Here is a 209-nt window from a genome sequence, read left to right as displayed (position 1 = left end):
GGAGGAAAGCAACTACACGGCGATCACTCCCGACGAAGGTGCTTACGCGTTCGAGGCGCTATTGCGCCACAACCGCGTCTATACCGGCTATGCCCCGGTCATCGGAGCCCCGTGGCTGGTCGCCTTCGCAGAGCGCAGCCGGTTTTTCGAAGTGTTCTCCAGCAGCAACGGTTCGGGCACAAGCAAATTCCGCGTCGAGCTGAACGAGC

1 pseudogene is annotated in these 209 nt (G+C 61.2%); it reads left to right on the top strand.

The features are described 5' to 3' along the window. A pseudogene (locus BST12_RS30485) lies at positions 1-209 on the top strand (KR domain-containing protein); the annotation flags it as partial.

The organism is Mycobacterium angelicum (assembly GCF_002086155.1).
GTDB classification, from domain to species: Bacteria; Actinomycetota; Actinomycetes; order Mycobacteriales; family Mycobacteriaceae; genus Mycobacterium; species Mycobacterium angelicum.
This window is presented reverse-complemented; position numbering and strand designations above follow the sequence as displayed.